General features: G+C 62.3%; 14 protein-coding genes. 9 read left to right on the forward strand and 5 right to left on the reverse strand.

Going from position 1 to position 22866, the window contains the following annotated elements:
- Positions 1-446: 446 nt before the first annotated feature.
- On the reverse strand, positions 447-3359 hold the full coding sequence (locus P3T16_RS15980; protein ID WP_429342997.1) for a Tn3 family transposase: 2913 nt from the start codon (positions 3357-3359) through the stop codon (positions 447-449).
- A gap of 115 nt (positions 3360-3474) precedes the next feature.
- Positions 3475-3825, reverse strand: coding sequence for a DUF5372 family protein (locus P3T16_RS15985; protein WP_429342998.1), 351 nt, complete (start codon positions 3823-3825; stop codon positions 3475-3477).
- Here P3T16_RS15985 and P3T16_RS15990 point away from each other — a divergent pair.
- Positions 3780-4094, forward strand: a complete 315-nt coding sequence (locus tag P3T16_RS15990; protein ID WP_429342999.1) for an integrase core domain-containing protein — start codon at positions 3780-3782, stop codon at positions 4092-4094. The genes P3T16_RS15985 and P3T16_RS15990 overlap by 46 nt on opposite strands.
- Before the next feature lie 382 nt (positions 4095-4476).
- Here P3T16_RS15990 and P3T16_RS15995 read toward each other — a convergent pair whose 3' ends face one another.
- Entirely contained in the window at positions 4477-4839 is a 363-nt protein-coding gene (locus P3T16_RS15995; RefSeq protein ID WP_429343000.1) for a DNA-binding protein, read from the reverse strand.
- A gap of 448 nt (positions 4840-5287) precedes the next feature.
- On the opposite strand from P3T16_RS15995, the gene P3T16_RS16000 reads away from it, so the two are divergent.
- The 3 genes from P3T16_RS16000 to P3T16_RS16010 all read left to right on the forward strand — a co-directional run bounded on the left by P3T16_RS16000 (position 5288) and on the right by P3T16_RS16010 (position 15014).
- Positions 5288-5428, forward strand: coding sequence for a hypothetical protein (locus P3T16_RS16000; protein WP_429258956.1), 141 nt, complete (start codon positions 5288-5290; stop codon positions 5426-5428).
- A 454-nt stretch (positions 5429-5882) separates the two neighbouring features.
- Entirely contained in the window at positions 5883-14492 is an 8610-nt protein-coding gene (locus P3T16_RS16005; RefSeq protein ID WP_429343001.1) for a GH36-type glycosyl hydrolase domain-containing protein, read from the forward strand.
- Positions 14493-14570: 78 nt separating this feature from the next.
- Positions 14571-15014, forward strand: coding sequence for a hypothetical protein (locus P3T16_RS16010; RefSeq protein ID WP_429343002.1), 444 nt, complete (start codon positions 14571-14573; stop codon positions 15012-15014).
- Positions 15015-15355: 341 nt separating this feature from the next.
- On the opposite strand, the gene P3T16_RS16015 is transcribed toward P3T16_RS16010, so the two are convergent.
- Both P3T16_RS16015 and acs read right to left on the reverse strand, forming a co-directional pair.
- On the reverse strand, positions 15356-15955 hold the full coding sequence (locus P3T16_RS16015; protein ID WP_429258959.1) for an acetate uptake transporter: 600 nt from the start codon (positions 15953-15955) through the stop codon (positions 15356-15358).
- Between the two features lie 57 nt (positions 15956-16012).
- A complete protein-coding gene (acs, locus tag P3T16_RS16020) occupies positions 16013-17986 on the reverse strand; it encodes an acetate--CoA ligase (protein ID WP_429343003.1) in 1974 nt (657 codons plus the stop codon).
- Positions 17987-19019: 1033 nt separating this feature from the next.
- Between acs and P3T16_RS16025 the strand changes: the two genes are divergently transcribed.
- The 5 genes from P3T16_RS16025 (at position 19020) to P3T16_RS16045 (ending at position 22861) form a co-directional block, all read left to right on the forward strand.
- Positions 19020-19607, forward strand: a complete 588-nt coding sequence (locus P3T16_RS16025; protein ID WP_429258961.1) for a BPSL1445 family SYLF domain-containing lipoprotein — start codon at positions 19020-19022, stop codon at positions 19605-19607.
- A gap of 61 nt (positions 19608-19668) precedes the next feature.
- Entirely contained in the window at positions 19669-20016 is a 348-nt protein-coding gene (locus tag P3T16_RS16030; protein ID WP_429258962.1) for a hypothetical protein, read from the forward strand.
- A gap of 207 nt (positions 20017-20223) precedes the next feature.
- Entirely contained in the window at positions 20224-21525 is a 1302-nt protein-coding gene (locus P3T16_RS16035; RefSeq protein ID WP_429343004.1) for an NRAMP family divalent metal transporter, read from the forward strand.
- A 462-nt stretch (positions 21526-21987) separates the two neighbouring features.
- Complete coding sequence (locus P3T16_RS16040) at positions 21988-22335, forward strand: Spy/CpxP family protein refolding chaperone (protein WP_429343005.1); 348 nt, start codon at positions 21988-21990, stop codon at positions 22333-22335.
- A 16-nt stretch (positions 22336-22351) separates the two neighbouring features.
- Positions 22352-22861 carry a hypothetical protein gene (locus P3T16_RS16045; protein ID WP_429343006.1) on the forward strand — a complete coding sequence of 170 codons (510 nt, stop codon included), beginning with the start codon at positions 22352-22354 and terminating at the stop codon, positions 22859-22861.
- Positions 22862-22866: the final 5 nt, after the last annotated feature.

The following is a 22866-nucleotide window of genomic DNA, read 5'->3' on the forward strand; positions in this document are numbered from 1 at the left end:
TGCGCCTATCGGTCGACATGCGACGCTACCCGCTGAAGAGCCGGTCGCACCCCGCATACGTGCGATGCGGCTCGGCGATTCCCACGTAACCGCGTAAGGTTGCGCCCCGCAAAATATCCGCCCGCCCAGTTTTTCTAGCCGCACGCGGCCCGGCCCCATTTTTAACAAATTTTTCGTTCTTTCGATGGCGACGGATTAACTCCAAAATTGGCTTCTTTTTAACGGATTGGACTCCCCATCGTCGGCGCACACTGACATCGTGCCAATCGCGCAGGGAGCCTGAAATGTCTTTCCGCCACCACCAGGGGTCCACTCGTTTTCAGTGCAATAAGTGACGGTACGCAGAGCCAGCAGCAGCGCTGGGAGCGAACCGTACGTCGTTGATTAGGTTGATGTTTCTGTTCACATCGGAAACCGTGTTTTGGGGCGTCAATGCGTCGGCGATATCAGCCGACGGCGCTTGTTTTCGCTTCACGTTGTGACGGTAGGATTTGCCCGGCGTAGCGTTCAATGGGGAAGCGGAAGATGCCCCTCAGATTGATGCCTTCCAGCCGGGTAGGCGCGATGCGGCCGATCAGTTCTGCCGGGATGACCTGCCGCCGATTGGCCCAGCGATCCAGGAGCGCCTGCATCTGCGCCGTGTTCCAGGCCATCACGATGTTGGCCAGCAAGCTCAGCGCGTCGGCCACCGCCTGCATCTCGTCGACGCGCTTGGCCTGCGCAGGACCCACTCGCCCGGTGTAGATCGCACGCTTGAGTGCGTTGACCGCCTCGCCGCGATTGAGCACCCGCCGCAGTTCGCGTCGGAACGCGGTGTTGACGAAGTAGTCTGCCAGGAAGGTCGTTCGCAGCAATCTGCCGAGTTGTACACCGGCGTCGTAGATCGGATCGCCGCGGGCGGCGGAGCCGAAGCGAGCCAGTGCCGCCACTGCGCTGACGTGGCCGCTCCTCACCGAGGCGCTCAAGTGCACCAGCGCGTCCCAGTGCGACTCGACAAGCGACGTGTCGACGTTGGCCACACACACGGCAGCGATCTCTGCCGGGATCGCCATCCCGTGCGGCACATAGAGCTGTCGCTGTTTCAGATCCTTCAGGCGCGGGCACAGGTCGAATCCGAGCAGCCGGGCCAGCGCCATCGCGAAATCGGTGTAGCCGTGAGTGTCGACCGCCAGTTGCGAGGTCTCGATGCGCTCCTGCCGCACGACCCCCTCGATCGCCGCGCCGGCCTGGCGTTCGTTGAGCACGAAAGGTTGGGCGTAGAAGATGCCCCAGCGATCGCGGACGTGGGAGTAGATGCCGATCGACGGCGTGTTGCGCCGAGGATCGAGCCGCGCCTGCCATACGCGCCTGGTGGTCTCCATACTCATCATGTCCGAGGAGGCGAGGTCCGAGCGTCCCCACGTCGTGGCGATCGGGTGACGTTGCATGAACTCCAGCACCGCCTGGCAAGCTTGGGCCAATCGTCGCTCATCGCCAGCCCAGCGCATAGCCTGACGGATGCTCGCGGCCGACAGTTGCGGAATCATGCGCCCGCATTCGGCGGCCGTCAGGCTGGTGCCGTGAGCGAGGATGCCGGCATAGACCATCAACAGTTCGTCGGCCGAGTGCGGTTCGCGCCCGAGCATGATCCAGCTGAAACGAACCTGTGCATCGACGGCCAGGATCACTTCGGGAAACTGCACTTCCCCGATGCGGTGGTCGAGCTTGGCGCGAAGCTTGGTGACCTCGGGATCGTCGTCATCTGCCGGCAGCGGCGAGAGGTGGAGGTCGTCGTCGACGCGCAGCACGCCGGACCTGGCAGCCTCTGCCACCGCCTCCACGCTGGACCGTACGCGCGCCAACAGCGGTTCAAGGAACTCGGCCGGCTTGGCCGGCAGCGACAGACGTGCATAGTGCCGCGTCGCCTCGGTCTTCCATCGCTCGGCAGGCAAGAATAGACGCTCTCGGCCACGGAAGCTCAGGCTGTGTTCGATCCACACCGAGCCGTTGCGCACCGAGCGGCGCAGCGCGAAAAGCGCGGCTACCTCCAAGGCGCGGAACGCTCGTTCCCGGTCGTAGCCCGAGATGGCGTCGCGCCAAACTGACCCAAGGCGAGGTGCAGTGCCATCGTCAGGCAGCTTCCTGACACCGCGGTCGTACAGGCCGCACAACTGGGCTAGCGCGGCCGTGACGGGATGCTCCCCGGTGGCCTGCCATGGCAGCTTGGTGATTGCCACCAGCAGCGATCTCACTGGGCGAATGGCTTCGATCAGACGCTCACGCACAAGAGATGCGCGGCTGGGTGGGCGACGCTGCCGATTGGCGGTAACCAAGGCGTCGAGTCGGGCGCGCAGTTCGGCCTCCGGCACGGCCCCTTCGGCACTCAGACCCGCCAGCTCGTCGAGGAGCGTCTGGTACAGATCGGCCCAGTTGACGGTGTTGCTGACGCCATCGGCTGCGTGTCGCCAGAGATCTGCCACGCGCCGCTGCAGCATCAGGATCAACTGGTCGGTAGCGGTTAGCAGAGAGTAGCGCAGGAAGCAGGCAACCTCTACCGTGCGTGCCGGTTCTTTGATCTTGGCCCCTGCCGACGGTGGTCTGGAGGCCAGCCGTCGGGCGTAGCGGCGCAGGATGAGGTCCGGAAGGTCGCCCAGGTGCTTGTGAACCTCCAGGCCGTAGAGCAATTCGATGCGTTCGAGCACCTCAGTGATCTGTCGTGTTGAGTGCTTGGCGGGTGTCGCCCACAGCCAGCTCTGCTGGGTCTGGCCGTCAGCACGAGGCTCGGCAATCGCGCGGCGCCAGCGATCAAGGGTCCCCGGCTTAACCACGGAGCGAATCATTGCGCCGGTCTCGGCCTCGAGTTGCGCAAGCGCGGCGGCGATCAGAGTGCGGATGGCCCGGTCGTGGACGATCAGCAGCCTGTGTTCGTACAACCATTGCCGGGCACGTACGAGCAACTGTTCGCGGTCGGCGCATCGGGCTACCTCGTCGCGCAGTTCTCGCACCAGGGCGCGGCGCTGATGCTCGCTCATCCATCGGAATCCAAGGGACTCGCAGGCAACTTGCTGGTGATCGAACAGTGTGCGGCCGCGGCCATACATCGCGCGCAGGGAGGCGAGTTCCGGGGCGTCGATGCCGAGCTCAGTGCTGAGGTGGCGCCACAGCACCGATGGGATGACGCGAAAGGCGTCGAGCAAACGCCCGCTCATGCGCAGGAAACCGATGTGCAGCGCCAGGCCAAGCTTCAGCCGGTTGCCGCGCCGCGCTGCGATCAGTTCGCGCTCGGCCGGGCTGAAGGTAAAGAAGACCTGCAACTCGAAGGGGCTGAGCTCGCGCGGCAGCTCGCGCATGCCCTGGTACGTCGTCTGCCAGCCTTGCATCGCGCGCCTCCGTCGGTGGGACGTTCACGATACGTCGCAAAAAAGCGAACAGCAATGTCAACAGAATCAATGGTTTACTACCTGCCCTCCGCGTCCTTACTGGCTTTGCGTACCGTCACTTATTGCACTGAAAACGAGTGGACCCCGGCTCCAGCGTGGCGATCAAATGCCCCAGTTCAAGCAGCTCTTCCACGCGAAACAAGGCGCGCCCGCCAGCGACCACGTTGAATGGGTCCTCGCCGACGACGCTCGTCCAGTTGGCGGGCAGCGCCCGCAGTCGGTCATTCGCGTCGTGAAACCAAACCCTGTCCTCATGCCAGTTCTGGGCGTGAAGGACCAGTTCGAATTCTTGCAAATGAAGGGGATGGTACGGATGAGTTACCTGAAAACGTCGGCTTCCAGCGTCACTCACGGGCGCAGTTGTCTGCGGACTCCAACGCCATGTGCGAATCGTTCTTCGGCACACTCGAATCGGAGTTGCTCGCGCGCGAACACTTCGACACCCACGAACAGGCCCGACGCCGTCTGTTCTGGTTCCTCGAGGGCTGGTACAACGTGCGACGCTTACATAGCAGCATCGGCTACCGTTCACCGCTCGAATTCGAAGAGTCGCACATAAAAAAGCAAATCGCTCCAACATGCGGGTTGTCCACCGTCGGGCGGCGTCATGGTCGTAATAGGCGACCCGCCGCCCGCCCGTGGACAACCCGCGACTCATCGCTCAATGGAGGCTAAACCGCACATCGATCGCAACTGCAAATCTGTCCGTCGAAGCGGGTCAACCTCACTCAGGGCATGAAGCCGCCATTCGGGATGTCACAGAAACTCCCTGTATCGAATGGCAGCTTTCGAAAAAATTGCACAGCGAGATCCACCCGATAGCGACACGTAGACGAAATTCTTGAGCGTTCGCTCCCGCCACGGGCACCGGATGATTACAGTGGACGGGCACGGCCCGCTCCCGGTAAGCAGCACCAGGTAGCTACTGATGAGCAGCGAGACGGAGGCGGCGAACTCATTGCGAGTTCCCCTGAGTCCGGTCGACCTGGTCGCCAGGTTTAGACGGGGCGTTTGCACCCGATGGCGTCGTGCATGCGTGGCAACCCGCAGCCAGTTGTCATCGAGCACCGAAGAACATCGACATTCCCGCGTCGCCCGGCGAACAAACTCCTGGAGTGGCATCCTGTTGCCGGACAGCAAAGAAATCGACATCTACACCAAGCTGCTGGACATGTTTAAGCCAGTCCGGCATATCGCCCTCACCGTTCCATTCGTTGCCTTTGTGGTCTCGATAACGGGGCGTCAGCGGTTTATCCGCTTCGATCGCAGCGGCAAGATTCTCGGGGCTTATTCCATATTCGTCCATGCGCCGGCGAATCCAGACAATCAGGCGATCGCGGGCTTCCCCATCAAAACTGCGATGCGGAATTCGTAGAGCAGGTGGCGGGCTCACCACATGGCTTTGTATGCGTAAAAGCATGGTTATCTCAAACGTAATGCTATGGGGCCCCCGGCGAGGCAGCAGTTCAGGGGACAACCCGATTCATTGCGCCAGTCGTGTTGGCCGGTTGGAGCAGAAGGAAATATTCTGGAATGCAGAAAATCGGGTAAACAAACTACGTCCGTCGTGAACAAGAAACGGTACGACAACAGCATACGCCATATTCGTCGCGGCTGAGCCGGCGGTCGGCACTCTGTCCATGCATTCTTCGCCAACCTTCCTGACTGCTGCCAGCCAGGAATGGGCATGCTATCTCGACTGGGGTCGCCGCTGACGGGTTTGCGAGCACGCCGCGACCCGTTGGCTGGCATTCTCCGGAAGGCGCGCAACGGACATCTAAAAGAAAAATCGCGACAGAGTTACCAGATGCGCCCAAACTGCGCGATATGCCTGTCGCTTTCGCGATCGGCAAATCAGGAGAAACATATTGGCAAAGAGCACGATGCGCGGTAATCGCGAGGCCAAAAAGCCGAAACAACCCAAAAAGGTGATCTCTCCTGCGGTGGGCGTGTCCCCGGCGATTGCGCCGAAGACCGCCGCGGCCAGCGCACCGGCCAAAAAGAAATAGCAGGCACCCGGGGCACGGATCCGTGTCCTCTCTGCTTCATCCTTTCCGGGTGCTCAGCCAGGAACTGCGTCTACAGGGCTGCGCAGGTGCCCTGTCTCTCAGTCATTGCCGCATCGGCCTGATCGAAGTTCATCCGACGTTTCAGCGCGCCGCTAAACGGCATTAACGGATTGTGCATGGGAGTGTACTGACGCATTCCCGCTACGCGCATCGTTCCGGCGAAAATTTTTCGATGCGCCGGCAATCCGCACCGTGGAATCAAGCCACAGCCCGGAAGCTTGCACCCACGCGACACGCGTGGTCCGGCCTCCCCGAAGGAAGATCCGATCATGTCCCAACTCAATGAGCAGTCCGCCGATACAACTGTGCCGAACGATAGGCGCGCCTCTAACACGACAAGCCACAGCGACCGGTCCACCCCATCGAACTCACCGACATCGCAGGAAGTGGCCCTGTGAAAGCGATCATTCGATATGTCGCGGGACATCGCTCGCCGTCGCCGCCATGGACTGACATCGCGCCGGTGCGCGAAGAACTGTTCGGCGTCGAACGGCTCGAGCAGCACGCGGAGAGCCTCGCTGCCGCGCAAACGGTAACGAAGACACCACCTGCCGTTTTATCGCTGCACACGAGACTGAACGATAATGCCGCAGTCCTGCTAGCGGCCTACCGTGCGAGCGCCAAAGAACTGGAGAACGGCCGGGGCGTGGTGCCTGCCGCGGAATGGCTGCTCGACAACTATCACCTCGTCGAGCAACAGATCCGTGAGATTCGCGACGACTTGCCCCCCGGCTACTACCGTCAGTTGCCCAAGCTTGCCGTCGGCCCGTTCGCCGGCTATCCGCGCGTATTTGGTCTTGCGTGGGCGTTCGTTGCGCATACCGACAGTCACTTCGACCCGCAGATCCTGCGGTGCTTCATCAGCGCGTATCAGCGGGTTCAGCCGCTGACGATCGGCGAATTGTGGGCCGTGGCGATCACGTTGCGCATCGTGCTTATCGAGAACCTGCGACGCCTGACTGACCAGATCACCGCAGGCCGCAGCGCACGCGCCGACGCCGATGCACTCACCGACCGTCTGCTCGAAGTGGGCAGGGCCCGCTCGGCGCTCGAAGCGGACATTTCCACGCGCTCCTCGGGCCTGTTGTCCGAGCTGTTCGCCGCACAGCTCGCGAAACGGCTGCGTGACCAGGATCCGCGCACCACGCCGGCACTTGGCTGGCTGGAAGAGCGGCTCAAGCTTCAGGGCGCATCCATCGACGAAGTCGTGCAACACGCGCAGCAGCGGCAGGGCGCGTCGAACGTCACCGTGCGCAATGTGATCACCAGCATGAGGCTGATTTCCGACATCGACTGGGCGGAACTGTTCGAGGGAGTGAGTCTTGTCGACGCCCGGTTGCGCGCGGACAGCAGCTTTGCCGCGATGGATTTTCCGACACGGAATCTTTATCGCAGCGCGATCGAGCAACTGGCGCGTGGCTCGTCCTACACCGAACTCGAAGTCGCCGGGCTGGCGCTGGAATCGGCGCAGGCGGCGGTGCTGGAGGCAGGCGATGCGGCGCATGCGGAACGCGCCGGCGACCCCGGCTATCACCTGATTGCCGAAGGCCGCCTCGCACTGGAGCAGGCGATCGGATTCCGTCCGCCGCCGCGTCTGCGGATCGCGAGGTTCAACGTCCGCCTCGGCATCCGCGGGTACGTCGGCATGATCCTGGGGGTCGCCACGACGTTACTGGCGCTGGCGTTGTGGGCACTGTGGACGCTAGCGCCGCGGGGTCTCGAAGCCTGGGTACTCGCGCTGTTTGCCGTATGCGGATTCCTGCCCCTCACCGAGGTCGCGACCGCCCTCATCAATCGCGCGGTGACATGGAGTTTCGGTGCAATCACGTTGCCGGGTCTCGAACTGAGTGCCGGCGTGCCGTCGTCGTTGCGCACGCTGGTTGCCGTGCCGACGCTCCTGACGAGCGTTGCCGATCTGCGCGAGCAGGTCGAACGTCTTGAGGTGCATCACCTCGCGGGAGCCGGTGGCGACCTGTCTTTCGCGTTGCTGGTGGACGGGCTCGATGCGGATCAGGAAGTGCTGGCTGGCGATGCGCATCTGCTCGCCGTGGCCTCCGACGCCATCGAAGCACTGAACAGCCGTTACGAGCCAGGCCCGAGCGGCAGCCGCTTCCTGCTGCTACACCGCCGCCGCGTGTTCAACGCGAGCGAGAACAAATGGATGGGCTGGGAACGTAAGCGCGGCAAGCTGCACGAACTGAACCGCCTGCTGCGCGGTGCGACGGATACGACCTTCATATCGATCGCCGGCCGTGCGCCGCAGGTGCCGTCCGACGTGCGCTACGTCATCACACTCGACGCCGATACGCGTCTGCCACGAGACGCCGCGCTGCGGCTAATCGGCAAGATGGCGCATCCGCTGAACCGGCCGACGTTCAGCGACGCCGAACAACGCGTCGTCAACGGATACGCGATTCTGCAACCGCGTGTCACCCCGTCGCTGCCCGTGGGCCAGGAAGGGTCACTGCATCAGCGCGTCTTTTCCGGCCCCGGCGGGATGGACCCTTACGCGGCGGCCGTGTCCGATGTCTATCAGGACCTGTTCGGCGAAGGGTCGTATACCGGCAAGGGCATCTACGACGTCGATGCGTTTGAAGCGGCATTACATGGACGCGTGCCCGAAAACGCGCTGCTTAGTCACGATCTGTTCGAAGGGATTTTTGCGCGTGCCGGACTGGCGTCGGATGTCGAGGTGGTCGAGGAAGTACCGTCTCGTTACGACGTGATTGGCAAACGGCAGCATCGCTGGACGCGTGGCGACTGGCAATTGCTGCCGTGGATCGTCGGCCATCGTGGCCGGGAGCGACACGCGATGCCGTCGATCGGCCGCTTCAAGATGCTCGACAATTTGCGCCGTTCGCTGCTCGCACCCTTGATGGTCGCCGCGCTCAGCTTATGCTGGCTTATGCCGATCCGCGCCGGGATTGCAGGCGCGCTGCTGGTGCTTGGCGCGCTCGCGATTCCCGCTTTCCTGCCGACGCTGTTCGTGATCCTGCCGCGCCGCAGCGGCATCCATCTGCGCAATCATCTGGACGTGCTGGGCGCCGACTTGCGGCTCGCCGCCTTGCAAACAGCTCTGTCGGTCACGTTCCTCGCTGACCAGGCGTGGCGCATGGGCGATGCGATCGTCCGGACGCTGATGCGCCTGTTCGTGACGCATCGCCGGCTGCTCGAATGGACGACCGCTGCGCAGTCGAAGGGCAGCCCTCGTCTCGATCTGCGCGGCTCTTATCGGCAGATGACAGGCGGTGTCGCACTCGGCCTCGTACTGCCGGCTGGTGCCATCGCGTTCGCACCGTCGCACTGGGCGCTCGTGCTGCCGTTTGCGATGTTATGGCTCGCCGCGCCGGCGCTCGCGCTGTGGTCGAGCCGTTCGCCGACCGTCGTCGCGCGGCGTTTCGCGATGGCGGACCTGGACGCGCGCAGCCTTCGCCTCATCGCGCGACGCACGTGGCGTTTCTTCGAGACCTTCGTTACGCCAGTAGAAAACATGCTGCCGCCCGACAACTTCCAGGAAGATCCGAAGCCGGTCGTCGCGCACCGCACCTCGCCGACCAACCTTGGGCTGTATCTGCTGTCGGCGATTGCCGCGCGCGATTTCGGCTGGGGCGGGACGACGGAAACTGTCGAACGGCTCGAAGCAACGTTCGCTTCGATGCACAAGCTCAAGCATTTCAAGGGGCATTTCTATAACTGGTACGGGACGCTCGATCTCCAGGTGCTGGCGCCGGCGTATGTTTCGTCGGTCGATAGCGGCAATCTGGCCGGTCATCTGATCGTCCTCGCCAACGCGTGCGAAGAGTGGTCGCATGAATTGCTCGCACCGGCTGCGCGGTCCGGAATGATGGACAACCTGCAACTCGCGCGTGAAGCCATCGACGCGCTGGCCGCCGCAGGCGGTGAACGTGGCAGGCAGCTGGTTGCGATTCTCGAAGAGATCAACACGCAGTTGAACGGCCCGCAGACGCTCGAAGCGCTGTCGCCGTCGCTCACGCGGCTGACGGAAAAGGCTGCGAAGGCAACGCGTGAACTCGTGCCCGCCGACGGCGACGACAGTTCCGCCGATCCGATGTTCTGGATCGACGCGTTGAGCAAAAGCGTGGCCGAACATGCCCGCGACCGGCAGCAACTCGCCGAGACGCCAGATCTTCTGCGGGCACGCTTGAAGTCGCTCGCCGATTCGTCGCGAGCGATGGCGCTCGACATGGACTTCGCGTTCCTGCTCGATCCGGAACGCAAGCTGCTATCGATCGGCTATTCGCAATCCGACAACAACCTCGACCTGAACTGCTACGACCTGCTGGCGTCCGAAGCGCGCCTCGCGAGCCTGTTCGCCATCGCGAAAGGTGACGTGACGACGCGCCACTGGTTCCGCCTCGGCCGCGCCGCGACGCCGGTCGGTAACGGCTCGGCGCTGATCTCATGGTCGGGGTCGATGTTCGAATACCTGATGCCGTCGCTGGTGATGCGCGCGCCGGTCGGCAGCCTGCTCGAGCAGACGAGTCGTCTGGTGGTGGAACGGCAAGCCTCGTATGGGCGTTCGCTTGGCATTCCGTGGGGCATTTCGGAGTCGGCGTACAACGCTCGTGACATCGAATTCACCTACCAGTATTCGAATTTCGGCGTGCCCGGTCTCGGCCTCAAGCGAGGGCTTTCAGAGAACCGCGTGATCGCGCCGTATGCGACGGGGCTAGCCGCGATGGTGGACCCGCAGGCCGCGCGAGAGAACTACGCACAACTCGCCGCGCTGGGCGCGCTGGGCCGCTATGGTTTCTACGAAGCACTCGATTTCACCCGCTCGCGGCTGCCGGATGACGAGGATGTCGCGATCGTGCGCAATTTCATGGCGCATCACCAGGGCATGACGATCGTGTCGATCGCGAACACGTTGCTCGACGCGCAGATGCGTGCGCGTTTCCATCGCGAACCCATGATCCAGGCGTGCGAACTGTTGTTGCAGGAGCGCATGCCGCGCAATGTCGCCGTGGCGCACCCCCGTGCCGAGGAAGTGAACACGTCAGCAGCCGTCGCCGGCGTTGTGCCACCGACCGTACGGCGCCTCGCCGCGTCGGCTGTGGCTGGCGCAGCTCCGGTGACACACCTGTTGTCGAACGGACGCTACGCGGTCATGCTGACTGCAACCGGCGGCGGTTACAGCCGTTGGCGCGATATTGCGGTGACGCGCTGGCGCGAAGACGCAACCCGCGACGACTGTGGCTCCTTTATCTTCCTGCGCGATACGCAGAGCGGCCACGTGTGGTCGGCAGGCGCACAGCCGGTGGGCAGCGAAGCCGAGTACGAAGAGGTTGTGTTCGGCGAGGACCATGCGGAATTCATCCGCCGCGACGGCTCGTTGACAACAACGATGGATGTGCTGGTTTCCGGCGAAGCAGACAGCGAAGTGCGCCGCGTGTCGTTGGCGAACAGCGGACGCCGCGCGCGCGAGATTGAACTGACTTCCTACGCCGAAATCGTGCTCGCGACGCCCGCCGCCGACAATGCGCATCCAGCCTTTTCGCGGATGTTTGTCCAGACCGAGCACCTCGCAGAATTTGGCGCGCTGGTGGCGACGCGCCGTCCGCGTTCGCATGACGAAAAGCAGTTGTGGGCTGCGCATTTCGCCGTTGTCGACGGCGAGATCGTCGCCGATCCGCAATACGAATCGGATCGCGCGCGCTTTCTGGGGCGCGGGCGCAACGCGGGCACGGCGGCGGCGATCTTCAACGATCAGCCGCTGACCAACACCGCCGGGACCGTACTCGATCCGGTCTTTGCGCTCAGGTATCGCGTGCTGGTGCCGCCGGGCAAGGTCGCACGCGTGACGTTCTGGACAGTAGTGGCCGAGTCGCGAGCGCTGCTGCTCGATCTGGTCGACCAACACCATGACCGCAACGCGTTCGATCGCGCCAAGACGCTAGCCTGGACGCAGGCTCAGGTGCAGTTGCGCCATCTCGATGTCGAAGCCGAAGAGGCGGCGGATTTTCAGCGCCTCGCCGCGCCCGTCATTTACGCCGATGCGCGTTTCAGGGCGCCGTCGGAGACCATCATTCGCGGGGCCGGCGTGCAGTCGGGACTCTGGCCACACGCGATTTCCGGCGACCTGCCGATCGTGCTGCTGCGTATCGACGACGTCGAAGACATCGCGCAAGTCCGGCAGTTATTGAGGGCACACGAGTACTGGCGGATGAAGCGGCTGGGCGTCGATCTCGTCATCATCAACGAACGCGCTTCGTCGTATATCCAGGAATTGCAGGGTGCGATCGAAACAGCCGTGCGCAGCAGCCAGTCGCGGCCGCGTTTTGGCGAAGAACTCGCGCAAGGGGCGGTCTTTACGCTGCGCGCCGATTTGATGAGCGTGGAGGCGCGTGCGCTGCTGCAATCGATCGCGCGTGTCGCGTTGCTCGCGCGTCGCGGTTCAATCGCCGACCAGCTCGCCCGGTTACCGCAGTCGCAGGGCCAGCCGTCGGCGCTACGCCGGCAGAAGCCGCCGATGTCGTCGCCATGGCCCGCGCCGCCTCGTCTGCCTCGCGAGCTTTCGTCTGTTCCGTCGAAGCTCGAGTTCTTCAACGGCCTGGGCGGTTTCGATAAAAACGGCCAGGAATACGTGACCGTGCTCGTGGCAGCCGCGACGACGCCCGCGCCTTGGATCAATGTGATCGCGAACCCCGGCTTCGGCTTTCAGGTTGCGGCGGAAGGCAGCGGCTACACGTGGGCCGAAAACAGCCGCGAGAATCAACTCACGCCGTGGTCGAACGATCCGGTCGAAGACCCAGCCGGCGAAGCCATCTATGTGCGCGACGACGTCACTGGCGATGTGTGGGGCGCCACCGCGTCGCCGATCCGCGACGGCGGGACGTATGTCGTGCGTCACGGGCATGGCTACAGCCGCTTCGAACACGAGGCGAATGGCATCGCGCTCGACTTGCTGCAATACGTGCCGCTCGCCGATCCGCTGAAGATTTCCCGCCTCACGTTGCGCAATCTGTCCGGTACGCCGCGCCGTCTGTCCGTGACGACGTGGATGGAATGGGTGCTTGGCACCTCACGCGGCGCATCGGGACCCTTCATCGTGACGGAAATGGACTCCGCTACCGGCGCGATGCTGGCGCGCAATCCGTGGAACATGGGGTTCGCGGGGCGCGTCGGGTTCGCCGACCTGAGCGGCCAGCAGACTGCGTGGACGGCGGATCGAACCGAATTTCTCGGCCGCAACGGTCGGACTGCGGCACCCGCCGCGCTGACCGGCAACGCGCCGCTGTCTGGCGCAACCGGCGCGGGTCTAGATCCATGTGCGGCGTTGCAGCGCGTGATTGAGCTGGGCGTGGATGAGATCGTCGAAGTGGTGTGGTTCGTCGGGCAATGCGTTGGCGTCGAAGAGGCGCGGGCGTTGATCGAGCGCTATCGCAAGGCCGATCTCGACACGGTCCTCGCCGAGGTGACGAACCAGTGGCTGAACGTGCTTGGCACCGTCCAGGTGAAGACCCCCGACCGCGCGATGGATCTGATGCTAAACGGCTGGCTGCTGTATCAGACGCTCGCGTGCCGCCTCTGGGCACGCTCGGCGTTCTATCAGGCGAGCGGCGCGTATGGGTTCCGTGATCAGTTGCAGGACGGCATGGCGTTGACGCATGCGCAGCCGGACGAGACACGGCGGCATTTGCTGCGCACCGCGGCGCGGCAGTTCGTCGAAGGCGATTTCCAGCACTGGTGGTTGCCCCAGTCGGGGCAAGGCGTGCGCACGCGGATTTCCGATGACCGCGTGTGGCTCGTGTTCGCGACGGCGACGTACATCGGCTGCGCGGGCGACGCCGCGATTCTCGACGAGATCGTGCCGTTCCTCGATGGACCGCCACTGCGACCCGGCGAGCACGACGCGTTCTTCCAGCCGATGGTCGCAGATGAATCAGCGTCGCTGTTCGAGCATTGCGCGCGCGGCCTGGATCAATGTATTGAACTGACCGGCGAGCATGGCTTGCCTCTGATCGGCGCGGGCGACTGGAACGACGGCATGAACCGCGTCGGCGCGCACGGCAAGGGAGAAAGCGTTTGGCTTGGCTGGCTGCTATTGCGGACGATCGAATTGTTCGCCCCCCTGGCTGAATCGCGCGATGCGGCTTCCGTTGCGCGCGCTGCGCGCTGGCGTGCTCATGCGGCCTCGATGCGCGAGGCGCTGGAGCGTGAGGCATGGGACGGCGAATGGTATCGCCGCGCGACGTTTGACGACGGCACGTGGCTTGGCTCGAAAGACTGTGACGAGTGTCAGATCGATTCAATCGCACAGTCGTGGGCGGTCCTGTCAGGCGCGGCAGAGCCGGCGCGCGCGGCGCGGGCGATGACGTCGCTGGAAAAGCACCTTATCCGTCGCGACGACGGGCTGGCTTTGCTGTTCACGCCGCCGTTCGATAAAACGTCGCACGATCCAGGCTATATCAAGGGCTATCCGCCGGGGCTGCGTGAAAACGGCGGGCAGTATAGCCACGCGGCGATGTGGGCGATCCTCGCGTTCACAAAAATGCGTGAGGGCAACAAGGCCGCCGCGCTGTTTTCACTGCTTAATCCGGTCAATCATGCGCGCACACCGATGGAAGTCGAGCGCTACAAGGTCGAGCCCTATGTCGTTGCCGCCGATGTCTATTCCGTGGCGCCGCATGTCGGCCGCGGTGGCTGGACCTGGTACACGGGATCCGCTGGATGGATGTACCGGGCGGGTGTCGAGGGCATTCTTGGGATTTGTCGCGAGGGCGATTTTCTTGTGATCGATCCTTGTATTCCGGACAAGTGGCCGGGGTTTGAAGCAACAGTGACGATGCATTCGACGCGGTATGAGGTCCGCGTCGAATCCGCTGACGAGCGCGGTGTGATGCGTGCGGTGCTCGACGGCGCGAGTGTCGAATGTGGTGATGGACGGGTGCGCGTGCCGCTTGATGCGGGGTCGCATAAGCTTGTAATTTCGCTTTGCTTCGGCGTGAGGGAAGACGTGAACTCGGGCGCGCAGGTCGCGTGACGAATCACGCATCGGTCATCGAGAGTAAAACAGGAGACGGAAAATGGCAGTAGCTGGCAATTCCGATCGGAGCAAACGATGTTGGCATGGCACTACACCACGGGACGAAAAGCTCAGCACATCACCTCAAGCGGGATGCTGATCCCAGGCGGCATCGGGGTCGAACCCACCGGGACGCCTGTGCTGTGGTTTTCGCGAAATCAGCATTGGGAGCAAACCGCTGGCGACGAGTGCCATGAGGCTGGGCAACCGCTGCGCCGCCTGACGATGCGTGAAACTTACATGGCGAGCGGCGGACTCGTGCGGTATGGATGCGATCTTAAACGCCTGTACGTCGGCGAAGTGCTGCGGCGAAAAGCACGGATACCCCACGAGCTCTGGGCGGCCTTGTATGCCGCGGGGAAGCTGCAGCAGGCGTATCCCGCCGCGTGGTGCGGCTCGGTCGAGTCAATTCCGGTTGATGGCCTGGTCGTGCATGTCATGAGCGAATCCTTCAAATGGCAGCGCTTCGAGGCATGCTAGCGGATTGTCGGTCATTGAATGAATGGGTTTCTGGATAACGACCTGGACGTCCGCGATGCAATGAAGGATTGCTTGCGACGGGGACGTTTTGGCGGTCGACAGGACCCATCAGGCCGCAAGGCGTAGCGGCGCTCGGTGAGCGAATCAAGGTCCGGGGTGGCCAGTTATCCCGTCGCTGGGCCGACCTTGTTGCGGAGATCGCCGGCCAGGCCGCTATCGATGTAATCCTCGGTCCCCTCGCATAGACGAAGACTGCGGGCGCGTTGTACCTCACCGTGCGGGTCTTGCATGTTCTGCATGTACTTCCTTCGACATGCCAACCGCCTTTACGGCTCGCATGATCAAAGAACAACAGCATGACGCCTGAAGACTCTTGGGTCACCGACCGGCAAGACGGCGCGCTGATAGACCTCGTTAAGCAGATCCGCCGCCGACAGATAGAACGCCAGCGCCGCCGTCACGAGACCCATGTAGCCTCCAGCGATACGCAAAACACCTCCGCCAGTCCATTCCCCTGCGGCGAGCAGGACGAACGTGATCCAGAGCGCCAGAAAAATGAACTGCAATGCGCGCGGCGAACGGAACGTCGCGAGCCACATATAAAATGTGAACACGCCCCAAAGGAACAGATACCAGCCGACAAACGCGGCGGGCACCTTGTCGTGCAGAAAAAGCACGAACAGAGCAAACGACCACCAGAACGCTCCGTAACTCAGGAACGCTGTCGCGCCGAATGTATTGCCGCGCGGCAGTTCCATCAGCCCGGCGATCGCCTGCGCGGTACCACCGTAGGCCAGTGCACAGGCGAGGACCATTCCCATCGAATCGCCGGAGAACCATCCGACGTTGATCATACTCAGCAGCCACGTTGTCAACGCAAAGCCTGCGAGACCCAACGGCGCCGGATTCGACAGTTTCAATTGAAGAGGCACATTGCTCATTTCCTGCTCCTGACATCTATAAAAAGCGCCGCAACGATCTCCCGATCGTCGGGACGATCAACCGAGTTGATCGAGAATGGCCGGATTTTCGAGCGTCGAAACGTCCTGCGTAATCTCTTCGCCTGCCGCAAGCGAGCGCAGAAGGCGACGCATGATCTTGCCCGAACGCGTCTTCGGCAGGTTCTCACCGAAGCGGATCTCCTTCGGCTTCGCGATGGGGCCAATTTCCTTGCCGACCCATGCCCTCAGTTCGTTTGCGATGTTCGCCGCTTCCTCGCCTTCAGGGCGCACGCCCTTCAGCACCACGAAAGCGATGACGACCTCGCCTGTTGTCTCGTCCGCTCGCCCCACTACTGCTGCCTCAGCGACCAGCGGATTGGCGACCAGTGCCGACTCAATCTCCATCGTTCCGAGGCGGTGCCCGGACACATTCAACACGTCGTCGATGCGACCCGTAATGGTGAAATAACCGGTCTCGCTGTCGCGAATCGCGCCGTCACCGGCGAGGTAAAGCTTGCCCCCGAGTTCTTCCGGGAAGTAGCCTTGTTTGAAGCGCTCCGGATCGCCCCACACTGTGCGCAGCATCGAAGGCCATGGGCGCTTTATTACCAGAATTCCGCCCTGCCCGTTTGGCACGTCCTGCCCCGTTTCATCGACGACCGCCGCCATGATGCCGGGCAGCGGCAACGTGCAGGAGCCTGGAACAAGCGGTGTCGCGCCTGGCATCGGTGCGATCATGTGGCCACCGGTTTCGGTCTGCCACCAGGTGTCGATCACCGGACAACGTCCACCACCGACGTGCTCGTAGTACCATAACCAGGCGGCCGGATTGATCGGCTCGCCGACCGTGCCGAGCACGCGCAGCGTCGACAGATCGAAACTGTCCGGATGCACTTTCGCATTGCCTTCTGCCAGCTTGATCAGGGAACGGATCGCCGTCGGCGCCGTGTAGAAGATCGTGACCTTGTGCCGGGCGATCATGTCCCAGAAGCGGCCGGCGTCCGGATACGTCGGCACGCCTTCGAACACGACCTGGGTCGCGCCCAGTGCGAGCGGACCGTATGCGATATAGCTGTGCCCCGTGATCCACCCGATGTCCGCCGTGCACCAGAACACGTCGGTGGATTTCCAGTCGAAGGTCCACTTCATCGTCTGCGCGGCCCATAGCAGAAAACCGCCCGTGCTGTGCTGCACGCCCTTCGGCGTGCCGGTCGAGCCCGACGTATAGAGGATGAAGAGCGGATGCTCCGCGCCAACCCCTTCGGGCGCACATTGACCGGATTCGGCCTGCATGAGTTCGTGCATCCACAGGTCGCGGCCTTCGTTCCATGCCACCTTGCCGCCGGTACGCCGGTAGACAATCACGCTCCTCACTGCTTCGCAGCCGCCCATTGTGAGCGCTTCGTCGGCGATGCTTTTCAGAGGCAACGCCTTGCCGCCGCGCATCTGTTCGTCGCAGGTGATGAGCGCTATTGCGCCGACATTGACCAACCTCTCATTGAGCGACTTCGATGAGAAGCCGCCGAACACGACCGAATGCGTCGCGCCGATCCGCGCGCAGGCCTGCATCGCGACGATACCTTCTACCGACATCGGCATATAGATCACGACACGATCGCCTTTCTTCACGCCGCGCTTTTTCAATGCGTTGGCAAGGCGACACACGCGTTGCAGCAGATCCTCGTAGGTAACCTGAGTGACGGTGCCGTCGTCGGCTTCGAAAATCACCGCGATGCGCTGGCCGTGGACCGCTTCGACGTGCCGGTCGAGGCAGTTGTATGACGCGTTCAGCTCGCCGTCTTCGAACCACGTGTAGAACGGTGCATTCGTTTCGTCCAGCACCGTGGAGAAAGGCTTGTTCCAGCTGAGCGTCTCGCGCGCCAGACGCCCCCAGAAGCCGTCGTAGTCACGCTGCGCTTCAGCGACGAGCGCCCGGTAGGCGTCCATGCCGGAGATCGCCGCGTGCGCCGACAAGGCCGGAGGGGGGAGGAACACTTGCGGGTCCTCGCGTATCGAATCGGTAACTAGCATTTTTCAATCCTCTGCGGGTTATGGCGTGGAGCCGCGACGATGTCGCCGCAATTCAGTTCGGGCATGGCGTACATGTCTGCGTGGGTGGGAAACGCGGATCGCACAGCGAAACCGGAATCACAAGGATTGAACTGTCTGGTGGCGCACTTGCATCGCAATGACGCTCGCCGCCATGCGCGTGGCGGAAAGAAATAGCGTGATCGGATCGAGGTCATGATGGCCACTCCTTGCTGGTTGAGCGGCCTGGACGGTCAATCGGAAAGAATCAGGTTGCACGGGGCTGTCTCAAGCGCCTAACGTGAAGACGCAGGGCGCCTGCGGATACGATGCTCGCACCTTTACAGGAAGTCGGTACGGTGCCGTACCGGGCCCGGCAATCATCGCCGGGCTGGGTTGCATCACCCCGTGCCGTCACTTATCTCTTGATATTCGTGACGCTATTCGTGGGTCGATAGCGCCACCTGGCTGCCGTCGGGTCGATTCCGGCTGCATCCTGCGTGCGCTTCCTGGCGCGTTCCTCGTCGGCATAGCCGTATTCCACCCGTCTATCCCAGGTGGGGTTATTTGCATCGGGCAGCAATGACATAAGTTCTCCGTATGTCGACTATATGACGGTTCGAAGTGATCGGGTCGTCGGCGCAATAGCGAGTCGCACAAACGCGCTCCCCGGACCGGATCGCTTCCAGTGACTACAGCCCGTAGCGCTCACGCAAGCTGCATCTCAGACAATGCCTGATCGGCCCGAGGATACGCTTCCCATACTCGATCTGGTGTCCCTATCGGTAAAAAAAGACCGGGAATCAGCGCCATACCGATCCGGATTCCACGCCTTGCCATGGCATCGCGTGCTCTCGCCGGAGTTGGAGACGACTTGCAGCAAACATCGAACCGGCCTCATACGGTGTGCAAAACAACCTGGAAGTTAGAACAGATCGTACAGTCAATAAAGCCGTACGTCGGTACGCTGTCGTACCGCATTGCCACGCCCTCCGGCGTAGGGTCACAGACATCATTGGAAACCCAGGAGAGCATCATGCTTAGACGAACATTCATATGGACTACGCCAGGCTCGATCATGGCACTAGGCCTCGCGATCTCCGGTTGCACCACAACCGGTCAATCAAACGCCAGCGGTCAGCAGATAGACAAGCGCCACGCGATCGATGCAGGCGTCGACTCGACCCTTACGCGCCTGTATGGCGCGGCAAATGGCTCGCGTGAGCTGGTTGGCAAAGCTCATGGTGTGCTGATATTTCCGTCAGTCATCGATGCTGCCCTCGTGGTCGGCGGCCAGTATGGCGAAGGATCGTTGCGCGTGGGTGGCCATACGGTCGGGTACTACAGCACGGCAACGGGTTCGGTTGGCTGGCAGGCCGGCGCCCAATCGCGCGCTATCGTGTTCCTCTTCATGACCCAGGAGTCGCTCGACAAGTTCCGTAGCAGGGACGGCTGGTCGGCCGGCGGAGACGCGTCGGTGGCCGTGCTGAAACTCGGCGCGAACGGCGCCGTCGACACCACCACGGCCACGGGCCAGGTGGATGCGTTCGTTCTGGCAAATGGCGGGTTGATGGCGGGCGCGTCGCTTCAAGGCACCAAGGTCACACGGCTCACGACGCTCTAAGGCGCAAGGCAGACAGGACATCGCATGCGCGGTGTCCTCGTTTCCAGATTGCGGAGAAATCATGCTGCGAAGCGTAAGGAGCCTGCACGGATGCGTCATTCGTGCGTTTGACGGCGATATAGGCTCTGTCAACCAGGTCTACTTCGACGACGAAGCCTGGGCCATTCGTTACCCGATTGTCGATACGCACAACTGGTGGCCTGGCGGCAAGGAAGTGTTGATCGCGACCGACTGGATCCACACGGTCGACTGGTTCGCGTCCACCGTGTCAACGTCGCTTACCCGCGAGGTCATCCAGCATAGCCCGTTATACGACAAGTCGGTTCCAATCCATCGTAGCTACGAAGTGGCGCTGCACCAGTTTTACGGCAAACACGGGTACTGGTCGAACGCGCGTATTCGCCGATAAGCGCCGTCACACCTGACAGCGCGCGACGCAAACGCAGCTTTGACCATCGTGTGAGCCTTGTCGACGATACGGATTACCTGTGTTTCACCGGGGAACTTTCCGCCCTGTTGCCGCGCAATGGCAGCGCGATTGCCGGGCGCACGATCGAGCATCCGATTACCCTTTTTGTCCGGGACGTCCGAAACAGCAGCCACGGAGCAGCACAAAATGGATACCCTTCCGCAGGTCCAACCCCAAGCCAGCATCAAGCAGCCGGATCATCCAAAGATTCTGCAGATCATGGGGCCTGGCTTGATCACGGGAGCCTCCGACGACGACCCCAGCGGCATCGCGACCTATTCGCAGGTCGGTGCGCAGTTCGGGTACAGCCTCGCGTGGACCTTGCTGTTCAGCTATCCACTCATGGCAGCCATTCAGGAAATCAGCGCGCGCATCGGGCGCGTCACCGGCTATGGCATCGCCGGAAATCTACGCCGTCACTACACACCGTGGCTCTCGAGCGCGATCGTCGGCATGCTGCTGGTTGCGAATGTCATCAATCTTGGCGCGGATCTTGGTGCAATGGGGGCTGCGCTGAAACTGTTGATCCCCGGCCCCGCCCTGCTGTACGTGTGTCTCTTCGGTCTGATTTCTGCCGCTCTGGAGATCTTCACCCAATATTCGCGCTACGTGTTGGTCCTGAAATGGCTGTGCCTGTCGCTGTTCAGCTACGTCATCTGTGCGTTCGTGGTGAAGGTGCCGTGGGCCGAGGTGGGTCGGGCCGTGGTCTGGCCGCAGTTTTCACTCAAACCCGACTATCTGGTAGCGATCGTGGCTGTCATGGGGACGACCATCAGCCCGTACCTGTTCTTCTGGCAGGCTGAACAGGAAGTCGAAGACGAGAAGGAACGCCCTGGCGCACTGGCCCTCACCCGCGCTCCCGAACAGGCGCGCTCCGAGTTCAGCCGCATCCGTATCGATACGTATCTTGGCATGGCGATATCGAACGTCATCGCATTCTTTATTGTCGTCACCACCGCGACGACGCTGCACGCCCACGGCATCACTAACATTCAAACCTCGGCCGAGGCCGCTGAAGCCCTGCGCGCGGTCGCGGGCCAGTTCACTTTTGTCGTATTCGCCGCGGGCATTATCGGCACGGGGATGCTGACGCTTCCCGTCCTCGCCGGATCGGCCGCTTACGCCGTGGGCGAACTGTTTTCATGGCGTGTCGGACTCGCGCGCCGGCCGTTCCAGGCCAAGGCGTTTTATGCGGTCGTCGCCGCGGCAGCGTTGATTGGTGTCGGCCTGAACTTCACCGCCATCGATCCCGTCAAGGCGCTTTACTGGAGCGCGGTGCTCAATGGGATTGTCGCCGTGCCGGTGATGGTCGCCATGATGTTTCTGTCGATGCGACCGGACATCATGGCCGGATTTACCTTGCCGCGGACGTTAAGGATACTGGGATGGATCGCGACGATCGTCATGGCAACCACGGTTTTCGCCATGGCAATTACATGGCTCGGATGAGCATCGCTTCGAAGGAGTGCAGGAGAGGGCCGGTTCAGGCAAGCCGCGTGGATCGCGCACACGCCGCTATCCGTTGTCCGGTAGATGCCATTGCGCCGCCCGGGAGCGGATAGTGTGGCGCGACGTGCGCACAGCCAACACCCTTGCACGTAAAGGTATAAGGGATCGGTGCAGTGACCTCCCTGTTCAAGAGCCCTGAGCGTTTGCGTCCGGCACCGGACAGACGCCGACCGGAAACAGGCGCACACATGAACTGTTCGATCACCGCCCGCCCGCAACGAAAAGTATGCAGTGGCGAGCATTTACCAGGTTGCCTTGGAGACCACGATGAAATTCACCACCGTTACCGCCCAGCGAGCACGTTCGCCTGCTCTCATGGCAGCGTTCGTTCTCGCGATAACTGCGTTCGCCAGTCCTGCAGGCGCTGCGACGACGGCGCAAAATCGAGCGCCCGCACATGTCATGACCGTCGCAGCCCATGAATCCGTGGATACACGCATCAGCAGCCTTCACAACAGGCTTCAGATCACGGCTGACCAGGAAGCACTCTGGCAAAAAGTCGCGCAGGTCATGCGCGACAACGCGACAACCATGGATGCGCTCAAAGACGCACGCAGGAGTCACGCAAACAGCATGAGCGCGATGGATGATCTCAAGGCCTACGGTCTGGCCGCCGATGCGCACGCTGACGGCATCCGAAAGCTGACGCCGGCGTTTCAGACGCTATACGACAGCATGTCCGACGTCCAGAAAAAGAACGCCGATCTGATTTTCCGGACCGATCGCCACCATGCGACGAAGAAGAGCTAAACGCGGGATCCCCGTAATGGGCAGCGACCTGATGCCGCCAGAAGCGTTGCCGGCATCGGATCGCAAACAGGAGTACATGATGAGAAGCACTGAACTGCGAACCGCCTGCAAAGGTTCGATTAAGGCCCGGATCGTAACCGCATCGGCCGTCACGCTGGCCGTCGGCTGTCTGTCGATGGCGCCCGCGCTTGGCGAAGACTACAACCACCAGGAGAACCAGCAACATACGACAAATGGCGAGAACCACTATAACCAGGGAAATCGACAAGATCACAGGAATCAACACGAGCAACAGGCCCAACGTTATCAACGCGAGCAACAGACCCAACGTTATCAGCACGAGCAACAGGCCCAGCGTTATCAACACGAGCAGCAGACCCAACACTATCAACACGATCAATACGATGCCCAGCGCTACGGTGACTATTATCGCGGTCAGGACTATGTCTACGCTCCGCCGCCCGTTGTATATGCCCCTGAGCCGTCGCCAGGCATCAGTCTGTTCATACCGCTTCAGTTTCGTTAGCAGGA

This window comes from Paraburkholderia sp. GAS42 (assembly GCF_050436565.1).
GTDB lineage: Bacteria > Pseudomonadota > Gammaproteobacteria > Burkholderiales > Burkholderiaceae > Paraburkholderia.

What these genes read in the sequence shown, in the direction of transcription:
- P3T16_RS16040 (WP_429343005.1), top strand. Translation starts at nt 21,988, where the DNA reads ATGACCGTCGCAGCCCATGAATCCGTGGATACACGCATCAGCAGCCTT.
- P3T16_RS15980 (WP_429342997.1), bottom strand. Translation starts at nt 3,359, where the DNA reads ATGCAAGGCTGGCAGACGACGTACCAGGGCATGCGCGAGCTGCCGCGC.
- P3T16_RS16045 (WP_429343006.1), top strand. Translation starts at nt 22,352, where the DNA reads ATGGGCAGCGACCTGATGCCGCCAGAAGCGTTGCCGGCATCGGATCGC.
- acs (WP_429343003.1), bottom strand. Translation starts at nt 17,986, where the DNA reads ATGCTAGTTACCGATTCGATACGCGAGGACCCGCAAGTGTTCCTCCCC.
- P3T16_RS16025 (WP_429258961.1), top strand. Translation starts at nt 19,020, where the DNA reads ATGCTTAGACGAACATTCATATGGACTACGCCAGGCTCGATCATGGCA.
- P3T16_RS15995 (WP_429343000.1), bottom strand. Translation starts at nt 4,839, where the DNA reads ATGCTTTTACGCATACAAAGCCATGTGGTGAGCCCGCCACCTGCTCTA.
- P3T16_RS16015 (WP_429258959.1), bottom strand. Translation starts at nt 15,955, where the DNA reads ATGAGCAATGTGCCTCTTCAATTGAAACTGTCGAATCCGGCGCCGTTG.
- P3T16_RS16035 (WP_429343004.1), top strand. Translation starts at nt 20,224, where the DNA reads ATGGATACCCTTCCGCAGGTCCAACCCCAAGCCAGCATCAAGCAGCCG.
- P3T16_RS16010 (WP_429343002.1), top strand. Translation starts at nt 14,571, where the DNA reads ATGTTGGCATGGCACTACACCACGGGACGAAAAGCTCAGCACATCACC.
- P3T16_RS16030 (WP_429258962.1), top strand. Translation starts at nt 19,669, where the DNA reads ATGCTGCGAAGCGTAAGGAGCCTGCACGGATGCGTCATTCGTGCGTTT.